The organism is Duganella rhizosphaerae, assembly GCF_040364205.1.
GTDB classification, from domain to species: Bacteria; Pseudomonadota; Gammaproteobacteria; order Burkholderiales; family Burkholderiaceae_D; genus Rugamonas; species Rugamonas rhizosphaerae.
In genome coordinates this window covers 300616-322600 of the sequence record NZ_BPWK01000007.1, presented here as the reverse complement: position 1 = coordinate 322600, position 21985 = coordinate 300616, and the positions used below count along the sequence as shown (strand labels likewise).

Genomic DNA, 21985 nt, shown 5'->3' with positions numbered 1-21985 from the left:
GAGATTGCACAAAAACTCGCCACCTTGCGCGAAATGAAACACAATAGAATCTTCTGCAGCCGCAGTGTTGGAGTGTCTACATTATGCGAATTTTACTTGCCGAGGACGACAGCGTGCTGGCCGACGGCCTGACCCGCTCGCTGCGCCAGTCCGGCTACGCCATCGATTGCGTCAGCAACGGCCAGGAAGCCGACACCGCCCTGTCGACCCAGGAATTCGACCTGCTGATCCTGGACCTGGGCCTGCCCAAGCTGTCCGGGCTGGAGGTGCTGCGCCGCCTGCGCGCGCGCGCCTCGCTGCTGCCGGTGCTGATTTTGACGGCGGCGGACTCGATCGAGCAGCGCGTCAACGGCCTCGACCTGGGCGCCGACGACTACATGGCCAAGCCCTTCGCGCTGTCCGAGCTGGAGGCGCGGGTGCGGGCGCTGACCCGGCGCGGCGCCGGCGGCGGCGCCACCGTGGTCAAGCACGGGCCGCTGAGCTATGACCAGGTCGGCCGCAGCGCCTACATCAACGATCAGATGCTGGACCTGTCGGCGCGCGAACTGGGCTTGCTGGAAATCCTGCTGGCCCGCAGCGGCCGGCTGGTGTCCAAGGAACAGCTGGTCGACCACCTGTGCGAATGGGGCGAGGAAGTGAGCAACAACGCCATCGAAGTCTATGTGCACCGGCTGCGCAAGAAGATCGAGATCGGCGGCATCCGCATCGCCACCGTGCGCGGCCTCGGCTACTGTCTCGAAAAATATACGGACGCGCCCAAGTGACGCCGCCGGTCGCACCGCCAGCGCCGGATCTGGAATACCAACCGCCGGCGCCCGAGGCGGACGAAGGCATCCAGCACTCGCTGTTCGGCGAGATCCTGGACTGGATGCTGGCGCCGCTGTTGCTGTTGTGGCCGATGAGCATCGCCATCACCTACCTGGTGGCCAAGTCCATCGCCAACCAGCCGTTCGACCATGCGCTGGAAGACAGCGTCACCGTGCTGGCGCAGCAGGTGCGCGCGGTGGACGGCAAGGTCATCAAGAGCCTGTCCGGCCCGGCCCGCGACATCCTGCGCGCCGACGATGTCGACAACGTCTACTTCCAGATCCAGGGCCCGCGCGGCGAGCACGTCGACGGCGACCGCGACCTGCCGCCGCCGGTCATCGACGAGGACGACCAGCCGCGCGGCAGCGTACGCTTCCGCAACGACAGCATGCACGGCACGCCGGTGCGCGTGGCCTACGCCTACGTGCGGCTGGAGCACGCCAGCGGCGACGAGCCGCAGCTGGCGCTGGTACAGGTGGCCGAGACGCTGGAAAAACGCGGCCAGCTGGCCAACGCCATCATCAAGGGCGTGATCCTGCCGCAGTTCATCATCCTGCCCATCGTGCTGGCCCTGGTGTGGTTTGCGCTGTCGCGCGGGCTGTCGCCGCTGGCGCAGCTGCAGGAGCGGATACGCGCGCGCAGCTCGGACGACCTGAGCCCGATCGCCTCCAACCAGGTGCCGGAGGAAATCTCGCCGCTGGTCAATTCGCTCAACGACATGCTGGCGCGGCTGTCGCTGTCGATCGAGATGCAGAAGCGCTTCATCGCCGACGCCGCGCACCAGATGCGCACGCCGCTGGCGGGCATGCGCATGCAGTCCGAGCTGGCGCTGCGCCAGACCGACAGCGGCGAGATCCACCGCTCGCTGGAGCAGCTGGCCAAGAGTTCCGAGGCGGCCACCCGCCTGGTCAATCAATTGCTGGCCCTGGCACGCGCCGAGAACCAGCCGCAGGCCGGCACCGCCCTGCTGCCGCTGGAATTGTCGGAGCTGGCGCGCAGCGCGGTGCAGGACTGGGTGCCGGCCTCGTTCGCGCAGCGCATCGACCTGGGCTACGAAGCGCCGGCCGAGCCGGTGCAGATCGTCGGCAACCCGACCATGCTGCGCGAGCTGCTGTCCAACCTGATCGACAACGCGCTGCGCTACACGCCGGCCGGCGGCAGCGTCACCGTGCGGGTGCGCCGCGACGAGGAGCACGGCTATCTGGAAGTCGAGGACACCGGGCCGGGCATCGCCCAGGCCGAACGGGCGCGGGTGTTCGAGCGCTTCTACCGCATCCTCGGCAACAAGGCCGAGGGCAGCGGCCTGGGCCTTGCCATCGTGCGCGAGATCGCCCAGCAGCACGGCGCCGAAGTCGATATCTACAACAATCCGCGCGCGCAGCAATCCAGGCTGCCGGGCGCGCTGTTCCGGCTGACCTTCCCGTTGCCGCCACGCCCGCCGGAAACCGAAGACGAGCCACCGTATTATGGATAACACCGCCCCGCTCAACCGCGAACAGCACTGGCGCAAGACGCGCCGCCTGTCCGCCATCCTGCTGCTGGTCTGGCTGGCGACCGGTTTCTGCGCCGCCTGGTTCGCGCGCGAGCTGGCCGGCCTGAGCGTGTTCGGCTGGCCGCTGTCGTTCTACCTGGCGGCGCAGGGCGCGTCGCTGGTCTACCTGGCCATCCTGGCCGTCTACGCCTGGCGCATGCGCAAGCTGGACCGCGCCGCAGCAAGGGGGCAGCGCGCATGAAGGCAGCCCGCAGCTTCTTCCAGCGCCTGCGCGGCTACTACCTGCTGTTCACGGCCGGCTTCGCCTGCTTCCTGGTGGCGCTGTCGGTGCTGGAGCAGGAAGGCATGTCGCGCACCTGGATCGGCTACCTGTTCATGTTCGCCACCATCGTGCTGTACGCGTCGATCGGCGTGCTCAGCCGCACCTCCAACGTGCTCGAATACTATGTGGCCGGGCGGCGCGTGCCGGCCATGTTCAACGGCATGGCCACCGCCGCCGACTGGATCTCCGCCGCCAGCTTCATCAGCCTGGCCGGCGGCCTGTACCTGCACGGCTTCGACGGCCTGGCCTACATCATGGGCTGGACCGGCGGCTACTGCCTGGTGGCGCTGCTGATCGCGCCCTACCTGCGCAAGTTCAGCCAGTACACCATCCCGGATTTCCTGGCCGCCCGCTACGGTGGCGGCGACGGCGACGGCCGCGGCGGGCGCGCGGTGCGCATCCTGGCGGTGGCGGCCACCATCATCGTTTCCTTCACCTACGTGGTGGCGCAGATCTACGCGGTCGGGCTGATCGCCTCGCGCTTCACCGGCGTCGATTTCTCGGTCGGCATCTTCCTCGGCCTGGCCAGTATTTTGGTGTGCTCCTTCCTCGGCGGCATGCGCGCCATCACCTGGACCCAGGTGGCGCAGTACATCATCATCCTGGTGGCCTTTTTGATGCCGGCGGTGTGGCTGTCCGGCAAGCACACCGACAATCCGGTTCCGCAGGTCGCCTACGGCAAGCTGCTGCCCAAGCTGAGCGCGCGCGAGAGCGTGCTGCAAAACGATCCGAAAGAGGCCGAGGTGCGCGCCATCTTCCGCCAGCGCGCCGCCGATTTCGACGCCCGCATCCGCAGCCTGCCGGCGTCGTGGGAGGCCGGCCGCGCCGAGGTCCAGCGCACGCTCGACCGCGTCAAGCTGCGCAACGCTTCGCTGCTGGAGATCCGCAGCGCCGAGCGGACCCTGATCGCCTATCCGAAAAGCGCCGACGAGGCGGCGCACGACTGGGCCGAGGCGCGCGCGCAGAACCTGGCCCGCGCCGAACCGATCACGCCGCACGCCACGCCCTACCCGGGCGACAAGGAAACCTCGGACATCAAGCGCAACAACTTCCTGGCGCTGGTGTTCTGCCTGATGCTGGGCACGGCCGCGCTGCCGCACATCCTGATGCGCTCCTACACCACGCCGTCGGTGCACGAGACCCGCGTGTCGGTGTTCTGGACGCTGTTCTTCATCCTGCTGATCTACCTGACCATCCCGGCGCTGGCGGTGCTGGTCAAGTACGACATCTACAGCGCGCTGGTCGGCAGCGACTATGCGCACCTGCCCAACTGGGTGTCGTACTGGGCCAACGTGGACAAGGCCAATCCGCTGTTCAGCATCAGCGACATCAACCACGACGGCATCGTGCAGCTGGCCGAGATCACCATCGACGCCGACGTGCTGGTGCTGGCCACGCCGGAAATCGCCGGCCTGCCCTACGTGGTGTCCGGCCTGGTGGCGGCGGGCGGCCTGGCCGCCGCGCTGTCGACCGCCGACGGCCTGCTGCTGGCGATCTCCAACGCGCTGTCGCACGACATCTACTACAAGCTGGTCGACCGCAGCGCCTCGACCCAGAAGCGGGTGACGATCTCCAAGCTGCTGCTGCTGGGCGTGGCCTTCATCGCCGCGTACGGCGCCTCGCAAAAGCCGGGCGACATCCTGTCGCTGGTGGGGGCGGCCTTCTCGCTGGCGGCCTCGGCGCTGTTCCCGGCGCTGGTGCTGGGGGTGTTCTGGAAGCGCGCCAACTACCAGGGCGCGGTGGCCGGCATGGCGACCGGCTTCGCGGTCTGCCTGTACTACATGCTGCACGCCAATCCCATCCTGGGCGGCAGCGCGGCCGGCCAGTGGTTCCATATCGCGCCTATCTCGGCCGGCATCTTCGGCGTGCCGGCCGGGCTGCTGACGATGCTCGCGGTCAGCCTGCTGACGCCGGCGCCGGAACGCCAGACCGGCGCGCTGGTCGACTACATCCGGGCGCCCGAACTTTAAGATACACAGCCCATGTGGCGGATTTGATAACTTGGTGCTATTGTGCCGGCACAGCCTATTTCGAGACCGCCTATGAAACTTCGCACCATCCTGCTGCTGGCCTGCGCCATCGGCCAGTCCTTCCATGCCGTCCAGGCCGCCGACGCGCCGCCAGCCCGTCCATCGGTCGAGGATTTCTTCGGCAATCCTGAATTCAGCGAAGCGCTGCTCTCGCCCAGCGGCAAATACCTGGCCGTCAAGGTCGGCTCCAAGGACAAACGCGACCGCCTGGCCGTGGTGGAACTGGGCGCCAACACCGTCAAGGTGGTGGGCAACTTCAGCGATGCCGACATCGGCCGCTTCCAGTGGATTAACGACGAGCGCCTGGCCTTCACCGCCGCCGACCATCTGCTGGCCCAGGGCGACCAGCGCTACGCGCCCGGCCTGTACGCGATCAACCGCGACGGCACCGCCTTCCGCCAGCTGGCCATGCGCAGCGGCCTGCCCTTTATCAGCAGCGGCTCCGGCAGCATGCAGGCGCGCGAGCTGCTGCCCTGGCACACCTTCATGCTGGACCAGGACGGCCCGCAGGACTCCGAATATATGTACGTGCTCAACAAGAGCATCAGCGGCCCCGGCCAGCTGGACTATGTCGACCTGCAACGCATCAACACGCTGACCGGGCGCGTGGCCAGCACCATCGCCCGTCCCGGCGACAGCATGCGCTGGCTGCTGGATAACAAGGGCGAACCGCGCCTGACGGTCACCTCGAAAGACCGCACCAGCGAAATCTGGTACCGCGACCCGGCCACCAACGCATGGCGCAAACTGACCGGCTTCGACAGCTACACCGGCGGCAAGGGCGCCTTCACGCCGCTGGCGTTCGGGCCGGACGGCACACTGTATGTGATCGTCAACAAGGGCGCGGATCTGGCGTCGGTGCACAGCTACGACCTCGCCACCAACAAGATCTCCGAACAGCCCATCGTCAAGCTGGACGGCTACGACTTCCGTGGCGAGCTGATCATGGATCAGCACAAGATGCTGGGCGTGCGCTACCAGACCGATGCCGCCGGCACCGTGTGGTTCGACCCGGCCATGAAGGAGATGCAGGAAAAAATCGACACCATGCTGCCCAACACCATCAACCTGCTGACGCCGCCGACGCGGCCGCAGGCGCCGTGGGTGCTGGTCACGTCCTTCAGCGATGTGTGGCCGTCGCGCACCTTCCTGTATAACCGCGACAGCAAGCAGCTGAACGCGGTCGGCTCCAGCTACCCGGCCATCAAGCCGGCCCAGATGGCGCACAAGATCATGGTGCACTACAAGGCGCGCGACGGCCTCGACATCCCGGCCTGGCTGACCGTGCCGCAAGGCAGCGGCAAGAATCTGCCGCTGGTGGTGCTGGTGCACGGCGGCCCATATGTGCGCGGCGGCGACCTGGCATGGGAACCGGACTCGCAATTCCTGGCCTCGCGCGGCTACGCCGTGCTGGAGCCGGAATACCGCGGCAGCCGGGGCTTCGGCGTGCGCCACTACCGCGCCGGCTGGAAGCAATGGGGCTTGAAGATGCAGGACGATATCGCCGACGGCGCGCGCTGGGCCATCGCCGAGGGCACCGTCGATCCCAAGCGCATCTGCATCGCCGGCGCCAGCTACGGCGGCTACGCCACCTTGATGGGCCTGATCAACGATCCCGACCTGTACCGCTGCGGCATCGACTGGGCCGGCGTCACCGACATCAACCTGATGCACGACGGCCACTGGGCCTATACGTCGGACTTTTCGGACGGCTGGAAGCAGTACGGCATGGTGGACCTGGTGGGCGACCCGGTCAAGGATGCCGAGCAGCTGAAGGCCACCTCGCCGCTGTTGCAGGCGGCGCGCATCAAGCAACCGCTGCTGCTGGCCTACGGCGGCGCCGACATGCGCGTGCCGCTGCCGCACGGCACCAAGTTCTACAAGGCGGTCAAGCAGACCAACTCCAACGTCGAGTGGATCGAATATCCGGACGAGGGCCACGGCTGGGCGCTGCCGAAAACCCGCTTCGACTTCTGGACGCGCGTCGAGAAATTCCTCGACAAGAACATCGGTCCGGGAGCGGCGCAATGAGTACCGTGCGCAAACTAGCGAGCCTGTTCGTGCTGGCGTCCGCCTGTCATGCGCAGGCCGCGCCGCCGATCGCCAGCTTCTTCAACAATCCCGCCTTCAACGGCGCCGTGCTGTCGCCCAACGGCCGTTATCTGGCCGCCTTCATCGGCGCCAACGACAAGCGCGACGGCCTGGCGGTGGTCGACTTGAGCGACCTGAGCGCGCACATGGTGGCGCAGTTCGCCGATACCGACATCGGCCGCGCGCACTGGGTCAACAACGAGCGCCTGCTGTTCAGCACGGTCGACAAGACCGTGGCCCAGCGCGACGTGCGCTTCGGCCCCGGCCTGTTCGCGGTCGACCGCGACGGCAAGCGCTTCCGCCAGCTGGCCAAGCGCAACAACCCCTTCTTCCAGAGCGGCGACAGCGGCCGCGACATGCTGCCCTGGCACACCTTCATGCTGGATCAGGCCGGCGCGCAGGACGGCGAGGAGGTCTACGTCAGCGACGCCGACATCCGCGGCGCCGGCATCCGGATGGCGTCGGACCTGCTGCGGCTGAACACGCGCACCGGCATCACCCACGCGGTCGAGCATCCCGGCGTGGCGCGCGGCTGGCTGCTGGACCAGCACGGCCAGCCGCGCCTGGTCGAGACGCTGGACCAGAACATCGAAACCATCCACTACCTCGATCCGGCCACCGAACAATGGCGCGCGCTGGCCAGCTTCAACGCTTACACCGGCGGCAAGGGCGGCTTCGATCCGCTGGCCTTCGGCCCGGACGGCACGCTGTACGTGACCAGCCGCGCCGGCCGCGACCGCAGCGCGCTGTACCGCTACGACCTGGTCCACGGCAAGCTGGCCGACCAGCCGATGCTGGAGCTGGAGGGCTTCGACTTCAACGGCCACCTGATCATCAGCAACAACCGCCTGCTGGGCGTGCGCGTGCACAGCGACGCCGAAGGCACGGTCTGGTTCGACGCCGGCATGAAGGCGCTGCAACAGACGGTGGACGCCATGCTGCCCGGCACCATCAACCTGATCACCCCGCCCAGCCGGCCGGAAACCCCGTGGATGCTGGTGCAATCGTATTCGGACAAGCAGCCGCGCCGCACGCTGGTGTTCAACACCGAGACCAAGCGCATGAGCGAAGTGGGCAGCCTGGCGCCGCAGATCAAGCCGGCCGAGATGGGCAGCCGCGAGCTGGTGCACTACGCCGCGCGCGACGGCCTCGACATCCCGGCCTGGCTGACGCTGCCGCCGGGCGGCAAGGACAAGAACCTGCCGATGGTGGTGCTGGTGCACGGCGGCCCGTTCATGCGCGGCGGCAGCTGGAACTGGAACGCCGACGCGCAGTTCCTGGCCACCCGCGGCTACGCGGTGCTGGAGCCGGAGTTTCGCGGCAGCGTCGGCTTCGGCGACGCCCACTTCCGCGCCGGCTGGAAGCAATGGGGCCTGAAGATGCAGGACGACGTCGCCGACGGCACGCGCTGGGCCATCGCCCAGGGCACCGCCGATCCCAAGCGCATCTGCATTGCCGGCGCCAGCTACGGCGGCTACGCCACCCTGATGGGGCTGATCAACGATCCCGACCTGTACCGCTGCGGCATCGACTGGGTGGGCGTGACCGACATCGACCTGCTGTACGACAGCGGCTGGCGCTACGCCTCGGACCTGCCGCAGGGCTGGAAGCAGTACGGCATGCCGGCGCTGATCGGCGACCGCGTCAAGGACGCGGCGCAGTTGCAGGCCACCTCGCCGTTGCGCCAGGCCGCGCGCGTGACGCAGCCGCTGCTGCTGGCCTACGGCGGCGCCGACGTGCGGGTGCCGATCACGCATGGGCTGAAGTTCTACGACGCGGTCAAGGCCGGCAATCCCAACGCCGAGTGGATCGAATACCCGGAGGAAGGCCACGGCTGGGCGCTGCCGAAGAACCGCATCGATTTCTGGACCCGGGTCGAGCATTTTCTCGACAAGAATATCGGTGCGCACTGAAAGTCGCGCTATAGTCTCGTTGCAGCAAACCTGTTCAACGTCTACGGAGGAGCGCGCATGTCGTCGGGAAAAATTTTGGTCGCACAGGGAGGCGGGCCGACCGCCGTCATCAACCAGTCGCTGGCGGGGGTGGTGCTGGAGGCGCGCCGCTTCCGCGACGTCACCCGCGTCTACGGCGCGCTGCACGGCGTGCGCGGCATCATCAACGAAGACCTGGTCGACCTGACCCGCGAGACCAGCCACAACCTGGAGCTGGTGGCGGCCACGCCGTCGTCGGCGCTGGGCTCGACCCGCGACAAGCCGGACCTGGCCTATTGCGAGGAAATCTTCAAGGTCTTGCGCGCGCACGAGATCGAGCAGTTCTACTACATCGGCGGCAACGATTCGTCCGACACGGTGCGCATCGTCAGCGAACAGGCGCAAAAGGCCGGCTATCCGCTGCGCAGCATCCACATTCCCAAGACCATAGACAACGACCTGGTCGGCAGCGACCACACGCCGGGCTTCCCGTCGGCGGCGCGCTTCGTCGCGCAAGCCTTTGCCGGCGCCAACCTGGACAACGCCGCGCTGCCGGGCGTGTACGTGGGCGTGGTGATGGGCCGCCATGCCGGCTTTTTGACGGCCGCCTCGGCGCTGGGCAAGAAGTTCCCGGACGACGGTCCGCACCTGATCTACGTGCCGGAGCGGGTGTTCTCGCTGGAGCAGTTCCTGGCCGACGTCAAAGCCACGTATGCGCGCTATGGCCGCTGCGTGATCGCCGTGTCCGAGGGCATCCACGATGCGTCCGGCGAGGCGATCGCCAGCCTGCTGGCCAAGGAAGTCGAGCGCGACGCGCACGGCAACGTGCAGCTGTCGGGAACCGGCGCGCTGGCCGATTTACTGTGCGACGAGATCAAGGCCAAGCTGGGCATCAAGCGCGTGCGCGGCGACACCTTCGGCTATCTGCAACGGTCCTTCATCGGCTGCGTGTCGGACGTGGACCAGCGCGAAGCGCGCGAGGTCGGCGAGAAGGCGGTGCAGTTCGCCATGTGGGGCGGGCGCGACGGCTCGGTGGCGATCAAGCGCACCGGTTTTTACTCGGTCGACTACGAGCTGATGGCGCTGTCCGACGTGGCCGGCAAGACGCGGGTGATGGAGGACGAGTTCATCAGCGCCAGCGGCACCGACGTGACCGACGCCTTCCGCCTGTACCTGCGCCCGCTGCTGGGTTCCGGCATGCCGGACGCGTTCCGCCTGCGGCCGTCGCCGGTGGAAAAAATTCTGAAGAAATAGGAGACGACGATGGGCAACTTCAACCGCGGCCTGCTGCCGGCCATGCTGGCCGGCGCAACATTGAGCGCCGCGGCGCAGAACGCCAACCAGCCGCCACCGCCGCCCGACGGCAAGCGCGGCCCGCCGCAGGAAGCGATCGACGCCTGCAAGGGCAAGGCGGAGGGTGCGAAGGTCGCCTTCAAGGGCCGGCGCGGCGAGGACATCAAAGGCGTTTGCAAGAAGATGCGGGAAGGCGTCGTCGCCGTGCCCGAAGGCGGCATGCCGCCACCGCCGGAGCCGCGCAAATAGTTGCAGCGCAGATTAATTTCGCTCAAGACCACAGTACGCCACGGCGCTACGATTAGAGCTCCCTGTCAAAGGAGCTCATCATGCCTTATATCGCACGCAATTATGCGGATCAAAAGGAACTGGTCGGCAACGGCCAGTGTGTCACTTTGGTAAAGGAGTTTTCAAATGCGCCGTCGGCGTCGCTGTGGTCCGAAGGCGAAAAAGTGGCTGACCTCGTAAAGTCTGGTCGAATCGCCTCAGGTACCGTTATCGCCACGTTCGTCAAAGGCCGATATCAGAACCATGCACATGGCAACCATGCAGCTATTTTCGTCAAAGCGGTCCCGGGCGGCATCGTGGTATTTGATCAATGGCGCACGCATAAACCTGTGGAACGTATCATCCACTTTGGCCGGTCCGGGAAAATTGGCGCGGCCCAGCGTCCAGAACTCTATTCGGTCGTCGAATGAACATCTCACTCCGTTCTGTTGCAGCAGTGGCGTTTTTCGTGATGGCGCCCGCGCTGGCCAAACCGTTGGCCTGCCCGGCCGTCGCTCCCAGTTCATGGGGCTTGGCAAATACCAGACTTGAATCGGTTCGCGTGCTTTCTTATCCAGCTGGCGAGAAAATTGACGACGGTCGCCCTTTGCCTATCATGGCCCCCGACGACGAGTACGAACGCGACGGCAAGCTGCTACAAACCTGGCGTATGAACCTCGACGCACCAAAATACGCCTACAAATTCGATTGCCTGTTCAGCGGCACAGAACGTTTCCTGAGGATAGAGGCACCAGCGGTGAAACGCTGTACCGCGACCTCACGGCAAGCGGATCAATTATTTATTTTTCATTGCAGATGATCAGCTGCAAGCAAAAGAAATCCTGTCTTTCAACGCGTCTGCAAGAAGATGCGCGACATCGTCGTCGCCGTGCCCGAAGGCGGCATGCCGCGACCGCCGGAGCAAAGAAAGTAAGTAGCGCGAATTAACTTAGCTCAGACGCTCACGCCGCGTCTGCTCGGTTCCACAAGCGGGAGGCGGTGGCGATCACCTGATATTGCAGGACCGTCGACGCGGCACGGAGATCGATGAGGTCGACATCGCAATCGCACAAATCGGCCAGCGATTGCGCCAGCTCCCATGTCACCAACGGGTCAAGATTGCCTGCTCTGAAATACTCGCGCTCATAGCCACTCCTGCAGTCGGTGTGTGACTACAGCTTACACTACGGCGCCAGCGCCGGCAGCAGCGGCGTGATGTCGCCGTCGGACGGCAGCGGCGTCAGTTTCAGCAGGCGCATCAGCAGCGGATAGACGTCCACATTATCGAACGCCGGCAGCACCACACCCGGCTTGAAGGCCGGGCCGGCGGCGATGAAGATCGCCGCCATCTCCGGCGCCACGTTGTCGTAGCCGTGCGCCCCACCCTTGACGCTCTGGGCGTTCTTGTCGCTGAATTCCAGCAACCACCCGGTTTCGGCCAGGCAGATAAAGGCCGGCACGCGCGCATTCTGTCCATACGCCAGCCGCGCCGGCATCTCGCCCTTGCGCCAGCACTGCATGTGCTGCTGCGGCTTGAGCAGCGCGGCGGCCAGTTCCGCCTCGTGTCCCGCCACCGCTTCCAGTCCCGCATAAGAGCCGCCGACCACCTTGCTGTAGCTGCCCTCCTGCAGCAGCTGGTCCATGCGCACCACGCGCGCGGCGCTGACCGGCGCCATGCCGTGATCGGAGACGATGACCAGGTTGGCGTCCAGGTGGCGTTGCGCCAAACCGTCCAGCAGGCGGCCGATCATCTGGTCGACCCGCGCCACGGCCCGCGTGGTCTGCCCGGCGTCCGGGCCGAAGGTGTGGCCGGCGTGATCGACGTCATCGAGGTACAGGGTGGCGAAGCCCAGCGGCTCGACGTCGGCGCGTCCCAGCCACGACAGCAAGCGATCGACCCGCACCACGGCCGGGTGCTTGCCGTCGAACGGCGGCGCCACGGTCGGCCGCACGCCGTGGATAGGCGCCTCGGACCCCGGCCAGAACAGGGTGCCGGTGCGGATGCTGTGCAGCTCGGCCGTCACCCATACCGGCTCGGCCTGGTCCCACCAGCGGCGGTCGGTGACGGCCTCCTGATTGTCCAGGCTGAAGCGCACGCCGGGAATCGCCGCGTCATCCATGTTGTTGCCGACGATGCCGTGATGGTCGGGGCGCAGTCCGGTGACCAGCGTGTAGTGATTCGGAAAGGTAATCGAGGGAAACGACGGCCGCATCGCCACCGCGCGCGCGCCGCCGGCGGCCAGCCGGTTCAGGTTGGGCGTGACGCCGCGCTCCAGGTAATCGGCGCGCATGCCGTCGATCGACACCAGGATCGTCAGCGGCGCGGCGTGCGCCGAGGCGCAGCAGCTCACGGCCAGCAGCAACAGGCCGGCCAGTTTTTTAAAACTTGATTTCATGATTCAGGGTCCAGGCATAAAAAAAGCGGACGACGCCGGGGCGTGGTCCGCTTTTGGGAAAGAGGCTATCGCTTAAACAACGATGGTCTGGTGTTCGTCGCCGACGCGGGCGCGGATCGCGCCGATGGTGTAGACGGTCTCGCCGGCCGCTTCCAGCTGGGCGATGGCGGCGGCAGCGTTTTCTTTCGAGACGATGACGGTCATGCCGATGCCGCAGTTGAACACGCGGTGCATTTCAGCGTCGGCCACGCCGCCGTGCTGTTGCAGCCAGGTGAACAGCGGTGGCATGGTCCACGATTTGCCGTTCAGCTCGGCCACCAGGCCAGGCTGCAGCACGCGCGGGATGTTCTCGACCAGGCCGCCGCCGGTGATGTGCACCATGCCCTTGACTTCCATCGAGGCCATCAGCGCCAGCAGCGGCTTGACGTAGATGCGGGTCGGCTGCATCAGCACGTCGGCCAGCTTGCGGCCGTGGAAGTCGCCTTCCAGGTCCGGCTTGGCCACTTCGATGATCTTGCGCACCAGCGAGTAGCCGTTGGAGTGCACGCCCGACGAGGCCAGGCCCAGGATGACGTCGCCCGGAGCAATCTTGGTGCCGTCGATGATGGCCGATTTTTCCACCGCGCCGACCGCGAAACCGGCCAGGTCGTATTCACCGGCCGGGTACATGGACGGCATTTCCGCCGTTTCGCCGCCGATCAGCGCGCAACCGGCTTGTTCGCAACCTTGGGCGATGCCCTTGATGACGTCGGTCGCGATGGCCACGTCCAGCTTGCCGCAGGCGAAGTAGTCGAGGAAGAACAGCGGCTCGGCGCCCTGCACCAGGATGTCGTTGACGCTCATCGCGACCAGGTCGATGCCGACCGTGTCGTGGCGGTTCAGCTCGAACGCCAGTTTCAGCTTGGTGCCCACGCCGTCGGTACCGGAGACCAGCACCGGCTCCTTGTACTTCTTGCTGATCTCGAACATGGCGCCGAAACCGCCCAAGCCGCCCATCACGCCTTCGCGCATGGTGCGCTTGGCAAAAGGCTTGATCGCTTCGACTAAAGCGTCGCCTGCGTCGATATCGACGCCGGCGTCACGGTAGGACAGGGAAACATTAGAAGTTTGGCTCATGGTGTATTTCGCAGCGGAGGCGGTAAAATAGAAGGCGGAGACCTGTTTCGTAGTAAAAAGCTACGAAAATGCGCAAAAAGCTGCACAACAACCCGGTCAATCCGCTATTTTATCAAAATGCCCCGTCCAACAGCCGTTTTTAACCATCTAAATCACTTTCCATGCCATTTCCCCTCTCGGTAGAGCAAAAGCAAACGGCATTCTGGGTAGCGGTTTGGGCAGCATTCTTCTTCTTGCTGGTCACTTTGGGACCGGTGCTGACGCCCTTCCTGGCCGCCGCCATCCTGGCCTACGCGCTCAATCCCGGCGTCGATTTCCTCGACCACTTACAGGTTCGGCGAGGCCGCCTGAAGCTGCGGGTGCCGCGCGCGCTGGCGGTGCTGATCGTGGTGGTGCTGTTCTTCGCCGCCATCGCCGCCCTGGTGCTGATCGTGGTGCCGGTGCTGCAAAAGGAAATCCCGCTGCTGCAGGCGCAGATCCCCGCCTTCCTGGCCAAGGCCAACGACCTGCTGGGCCCCAAATTGCAGGAAATGGGCGTCAAGGTGCGACTCGACAGCGCCGGCATCAAGAAGCTGGTGTCGCAGCAGATGTCCACCAGTGGCGAGGAGATCTGGAGCGCCGTGCTCAATTCGGCGCGCGTCGGCGGCACCGCGGTGCTGGGCTGGATCGCCACGCTGGTGCTGATCCCGGTGGTGCTGTTCTACCTGCTGCTGGACTGGCACCCGATGCTGGCCCGTATCGCCGGCTGCGTGCCGCGCCGCTGGATAGGCGCCACCATGGACATGGCCGAGGAAGTCGACACCCTGCTGGCCCAGTACCTGCGCGGCCAGCTGCTGGTGATGTTCGTGCTGGCGGTGTACTACTCGGTGGCGCTGGCGATCGCCGGCTTCGACGTCGCGCTGCCGGTCGGCATCATCACCGGCCTGCTGGTGTTCATCCCCTACCTGGGCTTCGGCCTGGGCCTGGTGCTGGCGCTGATTTCGGCGGTGCTGCAATTTACCGACTGGAGCGGCGTGATCGCGGTGGCCGTGATCTACGGCGCCGGCCAGGTGATCGAAGGCTTTTTCCTCACGCCGCGCCTGGTAGGCGAACGTATCGGCCTCAATCCGCTGGCGGTGATTTTCGCTTTATTGGCCTTCGGCCAGCTGTTCGGCTTCGTCGGCGTGCTGCTGGCATTGCCCGCTTCGGCGGTGCTGATGGTGGCATTTAAGCATCTCCGCCGCCACTACCTGAGCAGCAGCTTCTATAATGCGTGACGTGGAACAGAAAAACGTTATGCAAAAGATCACAAACAGGCGAACGCCATGAAACAACTGGTGCTCGATTTAGGCGCAGACCAGGCGCACAGCCTCGCATCGTTCGAGGTGGGACAGAATGCCGAAGCGGCAGCGCTGATGGCGCAGTTCGCCGACCGCACGTCGCGCGAGCACTTCGCCTACCTGTGGGGCGCGGGCGGCGTCGGCAAGACCCACCTGCTGAAAGCCCTGGCCAGCGCCGGCGGCGAAGCCGAGCAGCTGCGCGCGCGCTATATCTCGCCGTTTTCCATCGAGTCCGAATTCGTCTACTCGCCGGAGGTGGACCTGTACCTGCTGGACGACTGCGAAAAGCTGTCGCCGCTGGCACAGATCGACGCCTTCGCCCTGTTCAATGAAATCCGCGCCAACAACGCCTTCATGGTGTGCAGCGGCGCGGTGGCGCCGGCGGTGCTGCCGGTGCGTGAGGACCTGCGCACCCGCATGGGCTGGGGCCTGATCTACCAGATCCACGGCCTGACCGACGACGAGAAGGTGGCCGCGCTGACCGCCGCCGCCACCGCCCGCGGCTTGACGCTGTCGCCCGGCGTGATACCCTACTTGCTGTCCCATTTTCAGCGCGACATGCGGTCGTTGTCGACCATGCTGGACTCGCTGGACCAATATTCCCTCGAAACCCAACGCCCGATCACCTTGCCGCTGTTGCGCGAGTGGTTGCAGGCGGAAGCTAAAGAATGACGAATCCTGCATGAACTTAGCCTTATTTGACCTCGACCACACGCTGCTGCCGATCGACTCCGACTACGAGTGGGGCCAGTTCCTGGTGCGCATCGGCGCCGTGGACGCCGCCGAATTCGCCCGCCGCAACGATGAATTCTTCGCCCAATACCAGGCCGGCACGCTGGACCCGGTGGAATACCTGGAGTTCTCGCTCGGCACCCTGGCCTCCTTCCCGCAGGAGCGCCTGCAGGCGATGCAGCAGCAGTACATGGCCGAAGTGGTGCTGCCGGCGATCCGCCCTGCGGCGCGCGCGCTGCTGCAAAAGCACGTCGACGCCGGCGACCTGGTGGCCATCGTCACCGCCACCAACCACTTCGTCACCGCGCCGATCGCCAAGGCGCTGGGCGTGGAGCACCTGATCGCGGCGATGCCGGAAACGGACGCCGACGGCAAGCTGACCGGCAAGCTGCTCGGCACGCCGACCCAGGGCGCGGGCAAGGTCACGCACACCAAGGCCTGGCTGGCGAAGATGGACAAGAAGCTGGAAGACTTCGGCACCGTCCACTTCTACAGCGACTCGCACAACGACCTGCCGCTGATGTCCATCGTCAGCCACCCGGTGGCGACCAACCCCAACGCCGCACTGAAAACGCATGCCACAGCCCAAGGCTGGCCATTAATTGACCTATTCAATGATTAAGAAACTGATCCGCAAAATCCTCGGTACCAAGAGCAAGGCGCGCGACACCAGCACGCCGGTGATACTGGGCCCTGAAGCCCACGGCATCGATCCGCGCCTGCTGTCGTCGAACGCGGTGCGCGTCACCAGCACCTTGCAGGAAGCGGGCTACGAAGCCTTCGTGGTCGGCGGCGCCGTGCGCGACCTGCTGCTGGGCGTGAAGCCGAAAGACTTCGACATCGCCACCAACGCCACGCCGGAGCAGGTCAAGCGCCTGTTCCGCCGCGCCTTCATCATCGGCAAGCGGTTCCAGATCGTGCACGTGATGTTCGGCCAGGATTTGCTGGAGGTGACCACCTTCCGCGGCACCACGCTGGACAACGCGCCGAAGGATGAACATGGCCGCGTCCTGCGCGACAACACCTTCGGCTCGCAGGCGGAGGACGCGGTGCGGCGCGACTTCACCATCAACGCCATGTACTACAACCCGGCCAACCAGCAGGTGCTGGACTACCACGGCGGCGTGGAAGACATCCGCGCCAAGACGCTGCGCATCATCGGCCAGCCGGAAGCGCGCTACCGCGAAGACCCGGTGCGCATGCTGCGCGTGGTGCGCTTCGCCGCCAAGCTCAAATTCACCATCGAACCGAATACCGGTGCGCCGATCCCGGTCATGGCTTCGCTGATCGACAACGTGCCTGCGGCGCGCGTGTTCGACGAGATGCTCAAGCTCCTGATGAGCGGCCAGGCGCTGGCCTGCCTGCAGCAGCTGCGCAAGGAAGGCCTGCATCACGGCCTGCTGCCGCTGCTGGACGTGGTGCTGGAGCAGCCGCTGGGCTTCAAGTTCGTGACCTTGGCGCTCGATTCGACCGATGCCCGCATCCATGCCGGCAAGACCGTGTCGCCGGGCTTCCTGTTTGCGTCGCTGCTGTGGCACCAGGTGCTGGAGAAGTGGACCGCCTACCGCGCCGCCGGCGAGCAGACCATCCCCGCCCTGCACCTGGCGGCCGACGACGTGCTCGATTCGCAAACCGAGAAGCTGGCCTTGCAACGCAAGATCGGCTCCGACATGCGCGACATCTGGTCGATGCAGCCGCGCTTCGAGCGCCGCAGCGGCAAGTCGCCGCACAAGCTGCTGGAGCACCTGCGCTTCCGCGCCGGCTACGACTTCCTGCTGCTGCGCTGCGCCTCGGGCGAGATCGACGCCGAGCTGGGCGAATGGTGGACCGCGTTCTATGAAGGCGACGAAGCCACCCGTGAGGACCTGATCGCAACGGCCAACCAGCCTGCGGGCGCCGGCGGCGCCAAGCGCAAACGCGCACCGCGTCGCAGTGGCCGCAGCAAGGGCGGCGCCGAGGGCGGCAACGCCGGTGGTTCCGGCGGCGACGGCGGCGCGGAATAAACTGCGCTGTCACGCATCATGAGCATCATCGACCAAGCAGGTGAAGACGGCTTCGCCTTCACCATCGCCTACATCGGCATCGGCGCCAACCTGGGCGATGCGCGCGGCAACGTGGCCGACGCGCTGGAGCGCCTGCAACGCCTGCCCGGCTGCACGCTGATGGTCGCGTCGGGCCTGTACCGTACAGCGCCGATCGACTCCAGCGGCGACGACTACATCAACGCCGTGGCACGCATCGCCACCACACTGGACGCCGAAGCGCTGCTGCAAGCGCTGCATGGCATCGAGCAGGCGCACGGCCGCGAACGGCCCTACCGCAACGCCCCGCGCACCTTGGACCTGGACCTGCTGCTGTACGGCGACCAGCAGATCGCCAGCGCCACGCTGACCGTGCCGCATCCACGCATGACGGAACGCGCCTTCGTGCTGGTGCCGCTGCTGGAACTGGCGCCGGCCATCCACATCCCCGGCCAGGGCGCGGCGCAGGACTATGCCGCCGCGGTAGCCGATCAGGGCATCAGTCCCATTATTTGACTCCCCTGCACGCGATAGCATTCAGGACTACACTATCGCCGTGCCATCACATCTTTAAAGGATTTCCCATGTCTGGTTATTTGCAAGGAAACGAAATGGCCGCGAGCCAAAAGCCTGCCGCCACCACCGCACCTGCACCGGCCAAAGCGGTCGCCAACAAGGCAGTCACCATACCCACGCTGGCAACCCTGCGCGCGGCCGGTGAAAAGATCACCATGCTGACCTGCTACGACGCCAGCTTCGCCTCGCTGATGGACCGCTGCGGCGTAGAGATCCTGCTGATCGGCGATTCGCTGGGTATGGTCTGCAATGGCCACCAGTCGACGCTGCCGGTGACGGTGGCCGAAGTGGCCTACCACACCGCCGCCGTCGCGCGCGGCAGCAAATCTGCGATGATCGTGGCCGACTTGCCGTTCGGCGCCTACGCCACGCCGGAAAGCGCCTTCAACAACGCGGTGCAACTGATCCAGGCCGGCGCCCACATGGTCAAGCTGGAAGGCGGCGCCTGGCTGGCCGACACCGTGCGCTTCCTGACCGAGCGCTCGGTGCCGGTGTGCGCGCACCTCGGCCTGACCCCGCAATCGGTGCATCAGCTGGGCGGCTACAAGGTGCAGGGCAAGACCATCGAAAGCGCCGACCTGTTGAAGGCGGACGCGCTGAAACTGCAAGCGGCCGGCGCCTCGCTGCTGGTGCTTGAAGCGATTCCTACGCAACTGGGCAAGGAAGTGACGGAGCTGCTGGCGATACCGACGATCGGCATCGGCGCGGGGCCTGACTGTTCGGGCCAGGTGCTGGTGATGCACGATCTGCTGGGCGTGTTCCCGGGCCGCAAAGCGCGCTTCGTGAAGAACTTCATGGAAGGCCAGACCAGCATCGACGCCGCCGTCACCGCCTACGTCACCGCCGTCAAGGACGGCAGCTTCCCGGCGCTGGAACACTGCTTCTAAACGAGTTGCTGAACGCAGTCGTCAAACGCGCCCAGCAGCTGCTTGATGTCGTTCTCGCTGGTGCTGGAGCATACCAGTAGCATGTTGTGGAACGGCGTGATCAGCAGGCCGCGGTTGAGCAGGTAGAGGTGGATGATCTGCTCCAGATCGCTGTCCAGTGTCGCTTGCGCTTGCGTGCCGTTTTGCGGCGCCGTGGGCGTGAACTGGAATTCGGTGCGGGCGCCGATCTGGGTTACGCACCACGGAAGCTTGTGGCGCGCGATCACGGCGCGCAAGCCTTCCGCCAGTTGGGCTGCCAGCGCGAACATGTGCTGGTAGGCCTGCTCAGTCATCACCTGCTCCAGATTGGCGCGCATCGCGGCCATCGCGAACATGTTGGCACTTAACGTGGTGCCGACGCCGGAGTGGCCGGGTGGCGCGTCATACTTGGCCTTCTCCACTCGCCGCGCCAATTCCTCAGTAAATCCATAGGCCGCACACGGGATGCCGCCGCCAATCGGTTTGCCGACCACCAGCGCGTCTGGCTGCATGCCGTGCGCCTGCGCGTAGCCTCCGGGGCCGCTGCTGATGGTGTGGGTTTCGTCGATCACCAGCAGGCTTCCGTGGCGCTTGATGAGCTGTTGCACAGCCTCCCAGTAGCCCGGCTGCGGCAGTACCATGCCGATGTTGGTCATCACCGGTTCGGCCAGCACGCAGGCGATGTCGCCCTGCTTTAGCGCCGCTTCCAGCGTCGGCAGGTCGTTGAACTCCACCACCACCGTATGATCCGTGAGCTTGTGCACCTGCCCCAGCAAGCTGTCGCGCTGCGTCGGCACGCCGTCGACCAGATCGACAAACACATCGTCCACCGTGCCGTGGTAGCAGCCGTTGAAGACCAGCACTTTGCTGCGCCCTGTCGCGGCACGCAGCCAGCGCAGCACGAAGCGGTTGGCGTCCGAGGCCGACAACGCGAACTGCCAGTACGGCAGGCCGAAACGCCGCGCCAGTTCCGCCGCCACCGGCGCCGCGTCTTCCGACGGCAGCATGGCGGTGTAGCCGCGCGCGGCCTGGCGCGCTATCGCCTGCGCCACCGGTTGCGGCGCGTGGCCGAACATGGCGCCGGTGTCGCCGAGGCAGAAATCGATGTACTCATGGCCGTCTGCGTCGCGGAAGCGTGCGCCCGATGCTTCGCGCACCGTCAGCGCGAACGGCGTGGACCAGTCATTCATCCAGTGCATCGGCACGCCGAACAGCAGGTGCTGGGCGGCCTGCCCCGCCAATCGCGCCGATTCGGGATTGCGCGCGATGTAGCTGGCGCGTTCGGCGGCGGCCAGCGCCTGCGCGCGGGGCCAGTTCAATCCGTCGCGGGTGCCGGCCATGGTCACACCAGCAGCATCAAGTGCTCGCGCTCCCAGGAGCTGATCACGCGGCTGTAGGTGGCGAATTCCAGCTCCTTCACTTCGCAGAAGGCCTGCACGAACAACTCGCCCAGGATCTCGCTCAGCGGCTGGCATTCGCGCAGTCGCAGGATGGCGTCCTCCAGGTTGCGCGGCAGCTGGTCGTGTACATGCTCTGCGCTGTCGGCGGTTGGCGGCGACGGCGTCAAGCCTTGCGTCATACCGAGATAACCGCAGGCCAGCGTGGCGGCCATCGCCAGGTAGGGATTGACGTCCACGCCGGGCACGCGGTTCTCCACCCGCCGGTTGAGCGGCGCGGAGTTCGGGATGCGGATGCCGCAGGTGCGATTGTCGTAACCCCAATGCACATTGGTCGGCGCCGACATGAAGCGCGACAGCCGGCGATACGAATTGACGTGCGGCGCAAACAGCAACGTGGCCGCAGCAGCATACTGCTCCAGTCCCGCGATATAGTTGAAGAATAAATCGCTGGCTTCGCCGTCGGCGCGGCTAAAGATGTTGGCGCCGCTCGCGGCGTCCAATATGCTCTGGTGGATGTGCATCGCGCTGCCGGGTTCCGTCTCCATCGGCTTGGCCATGAAGGTGGCGAAGATTCCATGCCGCAGCGCCGTCTCCCGCACCGCGCGCTTGAACAGGAACACGCGGTCGGCCAGTTCGAGCGCATCGCCGTGCGTGAAGTTGATCTCCATCTGGCCGGCGCCGGCTTCGTGGATAAGCGTCTCCACGCCCAGCTCGTGCTGCTTGCAGAAGGTGGACAGCTCCAGGAAGAAGGGATCGAAATCGTTGACGGCGTCGATCGAATACGACTGGCGGCCGGATTCCGTCTTGCCGCTGCGTCCCAGTGGAGGAGTGAGCGGCTGGTGTGGATCGCTGCTACGCGCGACCAGGTAGAATTCCATCTCCGGCGCCACCACCGGCTGCCAGCCCCGCTCCTCGTACAGCTTGAGCACCTTGCGCAGCACCGCGCGCGGCGAAAGGCCTACCGGCGAACCGTCGAAGTTCTGGCAATCGTGGATCACCAGCGCGACGTTTTCCGCAGCCCATGGCACTTGCCGCAGCGTGGCCAGGTCCGGCACGCAGATCATGTCGGGATCGGTGGCGCCGACGTAGGGCAGGTTATTGGGCTGCTCGCCGTTGACGGTGTTGAGCAACACGCTCTTGGGCAGGCGCATCTCGCCCTCGCTGAGGAACAAGTCCTTGGGCAGGATCTTGCCGCGAGCGATGCCGGTCATGTCGGCGATCACGCACTCCACCTCGTGAATATTGCGGTCACGCAGAAAATCCTTCATGGCCTGGCTCATCGCTTGC

General features: G+C 65.8%; 20 protein-coding genes. 16 read left to right on the top strand and 4 right to left on the bottom strand.

What is annotated here, in order from left to right; genetic code table 11:
* The first annotated feature begins 83 nt into the window (after window positions 1-83).
* The 10 genes from RUGAMON1_RS17565 to RUGAMON1_RS17520 all read left to right on the top strand — a co-directional run bounded on the left by RUGAMON1_RS17565 (window position 84) and on the right by RUGAMON1_RS17520 (window position 11053).
* Window positions 84-764: a response regulator gene (locus tag RUGAMON1_RS17565; RefSeq protein WP_445231713.1), complete on the top strand. Its 681-nt coding sequence runs from the start codon at window positions 84-86 to the stop codon at window positions 762-764.
* The gene (locus tag RUGAMON1_RS17560; RefSeq protein ID WP_445231712.1) at window positions 761-2281 is read left to right on the top strand and encodes a sensor histidine kinase; all 1521 of its coding nucleotides are present in this window, start codon (window positions 761-763) and stop codon (window positions 2279-2281) included. The genes RUGAMON1_RS17565 and RUGAMON1_RS17560 overlap by 4 nt, the downstream gene beginning before the upstream one ends.
* A complete protein-coding gene (locus tag RUGAMON1_RS17555; protein ID WP_445231711.1) occupies window positions 2274-2540 on the top strand; it encodes a DUF4212 domain-containing protein in 267 nt (88 codons plus the stop codon). Before RUGAMON1_RS17560 ends, RUGAMON1_RS17555 begins: the two co-directional genes overlap by 8 nt.
* Window positions 2537-4591, top strand: a complete 2055-nt coding sequence (locus tag RUGAMON1_RS17550) for a sodium:solute symporter family protein (RefSeq protein ID WP_445231710.1) — start codon at window positions 2537-2539, stop codon at window positions 4589-4591. The genes RUGAMON1_RS17555 and RUGAMON1_RS17550 overlap by 4 nt, the downstream gene beginning before the upstream one ends.
* A gap of 72 nt (window positions 4592-4663) precedes the next feature.
* On the top strand, window positions 4664-6682 hold the full coding sequence (locus tag RUGAMON1_RS17545) for an alpha/beta hydrolase family protein (RefSeq protein ID WP_445231709.1): 2019 nt from the start codon (window positions 4664-4666) through the stop codon (window positions 6680-6682).
* Window positions 6679-8655, top strand: a complete 1977-nt coding sequence (locus tag RUGAMON1_RS17540) for an alpha/beta hydrolase family protein (protein ID WP_445231708.1) — start codon at window positions 6679-6681, stop codon at window positions 8653-8655. Before RUGAMON1_RS17545 ends, RUGAMON1_RS17540 begins: the two co-directional genes overlap by 4 nt.
* 57 nt (window positions 8656-8712) lie before the next feature.
* On the top strand, window positions 8713-9927 hold the full coding sequence (locus tag RUGAMON1_RS17535; protein WP_445231707.1) for a 6-phosphofructokinase: 1215 nt from the start codon (window positions 8713-8715) through the stop codon (window positions 9925-9927).
* 9 nt (window positions 9928-9936) lie between these two features.
* Window positions 9937-10215 (top strand): hypothetical protein, encoded by a 279-nt coding sequence (locus RUGAMON1_RS17530; protein ID WP_445231706.1) that lies wholly within the window; start codon window positions 9937-9939, stop codon window positions 10213-10215.
* A gap of 80 nt (window positions 10216-10295) precedes the next feature.
* Window positions 10296-10664 carry a BPSL0067 family protein gene (locus RUGAMON1_RS17525; protein ID WP_445231705.1) on the top strand — a complete coding sequence of 123 codons (369 nt, stop codon included), beginning with the start codon at window positions 10296-10298 and terminating at the stop codon, window positions 10662-10664.
* On the top strand, window positions 10661-11053 hold the full coding sequence (locus RUGAMON1_RS17520) for a hypothetical protein (RefSeq protein WP_445231704.1): 393 nt from the start codon (window positions 10661-10663) through the stop codon (window positions 11051-11053). The genes RUGAMON1_RS17525 and RUGAMON1_RS17520 overlap by 4 nt, the downstream gene beginning before the upstream one ends.
* 364 nt (window positions 11054-11417) lie before the next feature.
* On the opposite strand, the gene RUGAMON1_RS17515 is transcribed toward RUGAMON1_RS17520, so the two are convergent.
* Window positions 11418-12629: an alkaline phosphatase family protein gene (locus RUGAMON1_RS17515; protein ID WP_445231703.1), complete on the bottom strand. Its 1212-nt coding sequence runs from the start codon at window positions 12627-12629 to the stop codon at window positions 11418-11420.
* A gap of 72 nt (window positions 12630-12701) precedes the next feature.
* A complete protein-coding gene (purM, locus tag RUGAMON1_RS17510; protein WP_116992110.1) occupies window positions 12702-13745 on the bottom strand; it encodes a phosphoribosylformylglycinamidine cyclo-ligase in 1044 nt (347 codons plus the stop codon).
* 161 nt (window positions 13746-13906) lie between these two features.
* Here purM and RUGAMON1_RS17505 point away from each other — a divergent pair, with 161 nt between their 5' ends.
* The 6 genes from RUGAMON1_RS17505 to panB all read left to right on the top strand — a co-directional run bounded on the left by RUGAMON1_RS17505 (window position 13907) and on the right by panB (window position 19280).
* On the top strand, window positions 13907-15001 hold the full coding sequence (locus tag RUGAMON1_RS17505) for an AI-2E family transporter (RefSeq protein WP_445231702.1): 1095 nt from the start codon (window positions 13907-13909) through the stop codon (window positions 14999-15001).
* Between the two features lie 48 nt (window positions 15002-15049).
* Window positions 15050-15736 carry a DnaA regulatory inactivator Hda gene (gene hda, locus RUGAMON1_RS17500; protein WP_161088999.1) on the top strand — a complete coding sequence of 229 codons (687 nt, stop codon included), beginning with the start codon at window positions 15050-15052 and terminating at the stop codon, window positions 15734-15736.
* Window positions 15737-15746: 10 nt separating this feature from the next.
* A complete protein-coding gene (locus RUGAMON1_RS17495) occupies window positions 15747-16418 on the top strand; it encodes a histidinol-phosphatase (protein WP_445231701.1) in 672 nt (223 codons plus the stop codon).
* On the top strand, window positions 16411-17799 hold the full coding sequence (gene pcnB, locus RUGAMON1_RS17490; RefSeq protein ID WP_445231700.1) for a polynucleotide adenylyltransferase PcnB: 1389 nt from the start codon (window positions 16411-16413) through the stop codon (window positions 17797-17799). The genes RUGAMON1_RS17495 and pcnB overlap by 8 nt, the downstream gene beginning before the upstream one ends.
* Before the next feature lie 18 nt (window positions 17800-17817).
* Window positions 17818-18333 carry a 2-amino-4-hydroxy-6-hydroxymethyldihydropteridine diphosphokinase gene (gene folK / locus RUGAMON1_RS17485; protein WP_445231699.1) on the top strand — a complete coding sequence of 172 codons (516 nt, stop codon included), beginning with the start codon at window positions 17818-17820 and terminating at the stop codon, window positions 18331-18333.
* Between the two features lie 95 nt (window positions 18334-18428).
* Window positions 18429-19280 carry a 3-methyl-2-oxobutanoate hydroxymethyltransferase gene (gene panB / locus RUGAMON1_RS17480; protein ID WP_445231698.1) on the top strand — a complete coding sequence of 284 codons (852 nt, stop codon included), beginning with the start codon at window positions 18429-18431 and terminating at the stop codon, window positions 19278-19280.
* Here the strand turns inward: panB and RUGAMON1_RS17475 are convergent.
* Window positions 19277-20638 (bottom strand): aspartate aminotransferase family protein, encoded by a 1362-nt coding sequence (locus RUGAMON1_RS17475; protein ID WP_445231697.1) that lies wholly within the window; start codon window positions 20636-20638, stop codon window positions 19277-19279. The two genes, panB and RUGAMON1_RS17475, sit on opposite strands and share 4 nt — an antisense overlap.
* 2 nt (window positions 20639-20640) lie before the next feature.
* On the bottom strand, window positions 20641-21978 hold the full coding sequence (locus tag RUGAMON1_RS17470) for a glutamine synthetase family protein (RefSeq protein WP_445231696.1): 1338 nt from the start codon (window positions 21976-21978) through the stop codon (window positions 20641-20643).
* Window positions 21979-21985 lie beyond the last annotated feature (7 nt).

Excerpts from the sequence above, each read along its gene's own strand:
- RUGAMON1_RS17505 (WP_445231702.1), top strand. The coding sequence starts at position 13,907 with ATGCCATTTCCCCTCTCGGTAGAGCAAAAGCAAACGGCATTCTGGGTA.
- RUGAMON1_RS17545 (WP_445231709.1), top strand. The coding sequence starts at position 4,664 with ATGAAACTTCGCACCATCCTGCTGCTGGCCTGCGCCATCGGCCAGTCC.
- RUGAMON1_RS17495 (WP_445231701.1), top strand. The coding sequence starts at position 15,747 with ATGAACTTAGCCTTATTTGACCTCGACCACACGCTGCTGCCGATCGAC.
- RUGAMON1_RS17525 (WP_445231705.1), top strand. The coding sequence starts at position 10,296 with ATGCCTTATATCGCACGCAATTATGCGGATCAAAAGGAACTGGTCGGC.
- RUGAMON1_RS17475 (WP_445231697.1), bottom strand. The coding sequence starts at position 20,638 with ATGGCCGGCACCCGCGACGGATTGAACTGGCCCCGCGCGCAGGCGCTG.
- RUGAMON1_RS17540 (WP_445231708.1), top strand. The coding sequence starts at position 6,679 with ATGAGTACCGTGCGCAAACTAGCGAGCCTGTTCGTGCTGGCGTCCGCC.
- RUGAMON1_RS17565 (WP_445231713.1), top strand. The coding sequence starts at position 84 with ATGCGAATTTTACTTGCCGAGGACGACAGCGTGCTGGCCGACGGCCTG.
- folK (WP_445231699.1), top strand. The coding sequence starts at position 17,818 with ATGAGCATCATCGACCAAGCAGGTGAAGACGGCTTCGCCTTCACCATC.
- RUGAMON1_RS17515 (WP_445231703.1), bottom strand. The coding sequence starts at position 12,629 with ATGAAATCAAGTTTTAAAAAACTGGCCGGCCTGTTGCTGCTGGCCGTG.
- RUGAMON1_RS17535 (WP_445231707.1), top strand. The coding sequence starts at position 8,713 with ATGTCGTCGGGAAAAATTTTGGTCGCACAGGGAGGCGGGCCGACCGCC.
- RUGAMON1_RS17520 (WP_445231704.1), top strand. The coding sequence starts at position 10,661 with ATGAACATCTCACTCCGTTCTGTTGCAGCAGTGGCGTTTTTCGTGATG.
- hda (WP_161088999.1), top strand. The coding sequence starts at position 15,050 with ATGAAACAACTGGTGCTCGATTTAGGCGCAGACCAGGCGCACAGCCTC.
- RUGAMON1_RS17550 (WP_445231710.1), top strand. The coding sequence starts at position 2,537 with ATGAAGGCAGCCCGCAGCTTCTTCCAGCGCCTGCGCGGCTACTACCTG.
- RUGAMON1_RS17470 (WP_445231696.1), bottom strand. The coding sequence starts at position 21,978 with ATGAGCCAGGCCATGAAGGATTTTCTGCGTGACCGCAATATTCACGAG.
- panB (WP_445231698.1), top strand. The coding sequence starts at position 18,429 with ATGGCCGCGAGCCAAAAGCCTGCCGCCACCACCGCACCTGCACCGGCC.
- RUGAMON1_RS17555 (WP_445231711.1), top strand. The coding sequence starts at position 2,274 with ATGGATAACACCGCCCCGCTCAACCGCGAACAGCACTGGCGCAAGACG.
- purM (WP_116992110.1), bottom strand. The coding sequence starts at position 13,745 with ATGAGCCAAACTTCTAATGTTTCCCTGTCCTACCGTGACGCCGGCGTC.
- RUGAMON1_RS17530 (WP_445231706.1), top strand. The coding sequence starts at position 9,937 with ATGGGCAACTTCAACCGCGGCCTGCTGCCGGCCATGCTGGCCGGCGCA.
- pcnB (WP_445231700.1), top strand. The coding sequence starts at position 16,411 with ATGATTAAGAAACTGATCCGCAAAATCCTCGGTACCAAGAGCAAGGCG.